At 29.4% G+C, this 2,752-nt stretch carries 3 protein-coding genes; 2 read left to right on the top strand and 1 reads right to left on the bottom strand.

The window, feature by feature from the left end; all coding sequences use genetic code 11:
* Positions 1-1,125: anaerobic ribonucleoside-triphosphate reductase (nrdD, locus tag Q0V09_RS10345; RefSeq protein WP_297489300.1), on the top strand; the 1,125-nt coding region annotated here is incomplete at its 5' end.
* A 16-nt stretch (positions 1,126-1,141) separates the two neighbouring features.
* A complete protein-coding gene (gene nrdG, locus Q0V09_RS10340; RefSeq protein WP_297489296.1) occupies positions 1,142-1,651 on the top strand; it encodes an anaerobic ribonucleoside-triphosphate reductase activating protein in 510 nt (169 codons plus the stop codon).
* 47 nt (positions 1,652-1,698) lie between these two features.
* On the opposite strand, the gene mglC is transcribed toward nrdG, so the two are convergent.
* Positions 1,699-2,718 (bottom strand): galactose/methyl galactoside ABC transporter permease MglC, encoded by a 1,020-nt coding sequence (gene mglC / locus Q0V09_RS10335; protein ID WP_297405989.1) that lies wholly within the window; start codon positions 2,716-2,718, stop codon positions 1,699-1,701.
* Positions 2,719-2,752: the final 34 nt, after the last annotated feature.

The raw sequence follows: 2,752 nt of genomic DNA, 5'->3' as shown, positions 1-2,752 counted from the left end.
TATGCAGTTACAGAAGGATTAAATTTCAATCCTGAAGATCCTAACTGGGATATCTCACAAATTGCCTTTAAATGTATGACTAAATCAGTTTATCCTGATATTCTATTTGTTACTCCTGAACAGGTAGAAAAGGGTACTGTAGTTTATCCTATGGGGTGTAGAGCTTTCCTTTCTCCTTGGTTTAATGAAAAAAATGAAGAAATTTATTCAGGTAGATTTAATCTAGGTGCTACATCTATTAACTTGCCTAGGATTGCTATTAAACATCAAGGTGATGAAGATGGATTCTATAAAGAACTGAATGAAATATTAGATATATGTAAAGAAAATAGTATTTTCAGAGCAAAATATCTTGAAAATACTCCTGCTGAAGTAGCACCAATTTTATGGATGTCTGGAGCTTTAGCCAATAAAGAACCTAAAGAAACAATTAAGGAACTTATTTGGGGTGGATATGCAACTATCTCTATTGGATATATTGGTTTAAGTGAAGTTTCAGAACTATTATATGGTAAAAACTTTGCTCAAGATGAAATTTCTTATGAAAAAACATTTAAAATTTTAGAGCATATATCAAATACTGTAAAAAGATTTAAAGATGAAACGAATCTTGGATTTGCTCTTTATTCAACACCTTCTGAATCTCTTTGTGATAGATTTGCTGAAATTGATTTTAAAGAGTTTGGAGAAATTAAAGGAATCACAGACAAAGGTTATTATGATAACTCTTTCCATGTTTCTTCTAAAATAAAAATAAATCCTTTTGAAAAATTAAAATTAGAGGCTCCAGGACATACTTTAGCTGCTGGTGGTCACATTAGTTACATTGAAACTGATTCTTTAAAAAATAACTTAGAAGCTATTCATGAAGTTTTAAAATATGCTCAAAGTATTGGAATTCATTATATGGGTATTAATCAACCAGTTGATAAGTGTCATATTTGTGGATTTAATGGTGAGTTCTTAGCTACAGAAAATGGTTTTGAATGTCCACAGTGTCACAATCATGACTCTACACAAATGAATGTTATAAGAAGAGTTTGTGGATACTTAGCTCAACCAGATTCAAGACCATTTAATAAAGGAAAACAAAAAGAGGTTATTAATAGAGTTAAACATATGTAATTATAGGAGAGTGGTTATGAACTATTCTGGTATTAAATATACTGACATGGTAAATGGCGAAGGAATTAGAGTTAGTATTTTTGTAAGTGGATGTACACACCACTGTCAAGAGTGTTTTAATTTTAAAACTTGGGATAAAGATTATGGAGATTTATTTACTTTAGAAGTTGAAAATCAAATTTTTGAATATTTTAAAAAATATGATAAAAGTATAAAAGGACTCTCTCTTTTAGGGGGAGATCCTACTTTTAAAGACAATATTCCTGTTTTGATAGAGTTTCTTACTAAATTTAAAAATAAGTTTCCATCTAAAGATATTTGGATTTGGTCTGGGTATACTTGGGAAGTTATTAGTCAATCAGAAGAACTTTTTTCTTTAGTTAAACTTTGCCACATTCTTGTAGATGGGAAATTTAAAATAGATGAAAAAGACCTCACTTTAAAATGGAGAGGAAGTAGAAATCAAAGAGTTATTGACATTCAAAAAAGTATAGATACTCAATCTATTATTAAGTATATTTTATAAAAATAAAAGATCGGATTTTATGAAAAATCCGATCTTTTTTATTATCTTTATTTCTTCTTCACATATTTTAATGTATCCAATGCTACCGCTACTATTATAATTAATCCTTTTATAATATATTGCCAGTATGGATTTACTCCAATATATGTTAATCCGTAGTTTATAACTGTAAATATAATTACTCCTGTTACAACACCTGGTACACTTCCCACTCCTCCAGAAAAAGATACTCCTCCAACAACACAAGCTGCTATGGCATCTAATTCATACATATTTCCAAGGTTATTAGTAGCACTTCCTACTCTTCCTGCTTCTAACATTCCTCCAAAACCATAAAATATTCCAGATAGTGTATATACTAATACTAAAGTTTTCTTTACATTTACTCCTGAAACTTTTGCAGCTTCTGGATTTCCTCCAACAGCAAATAAATTTTTTCCAAAAGTAGTCTTATTCCATAAAACCCATATAAATAAAACTGCTAATGCTGCATATATAATCAGGTAGTTAAATCTAAATCCACCTATTTTAAAGAATCCTTGAGCAAAATCTGTAAACCCTACAGCAAATCCAGCTATTGGTGATGCTCCTACATAATCATAATAAAGTGAGTTTGCACCATATATAATAATCATAGAACCTAGTGTTGCTACGAATGGTGTAACATTTAAGTAAGCTACAATAAATCCATTTAAAAATCCTACAAAACCACCGATTACACAAATAACTAAAATTACTACTGGTATTGACATTGTATCTAAATTTGGAAATACCTTATTAACATTGGTCATTGCTTGTAATAGTGTTGCTGATATTACTGCTGATAGACCAACCTGTCTTCCAACTGATAAATCTGTTCCTTGAGTTACAATTATTCCAGCTACCCCTAAAGCTAAAATTGTTCTAACAGAAGATTGTGTTAAAATATTTCTAACATTTCTAAAACTTAAAAATGATGGCTCTTTTATTATTATAGCAGCAATTAGTATTAATAAAACTACATATAACCCATTTTCCATTAGTATCGTTTTTAAACTTTTATTTTTCAAATCCTTTATAAATTGCATTTTTCCTCCTGATATCTTATAAATATAATGATGC

The organism is uncultured Cetobacterium sp., from assembly GCF_947039425.1.
Taxonomy (GTDB): Bacteria; Fusobacteriota; Fusobacteriia; order Fusobacteriales; family Fusobacteriaceae; genus Cetobacterium_A.
This window is presented reverse-complemented; position numbering and strand designations above follow the sequence as displayed.

What these genes read in the sequence shown, in the direction of transcription:
- nrdG (WP_297489296.1), top strand. Translation starts at nt 1,142, where the DNA reads ATGAACTATTCTGGTATTAAATATACTGACATGGTAAATGGCGAAGGA.
- mglC (WP_297405989.1), bottom strand. Translation starts at nt 2,718, where the DNA reads ATGCAATTTATAAAGGATTTGAAAAATAAAAGTTTAAAAACGATACTA.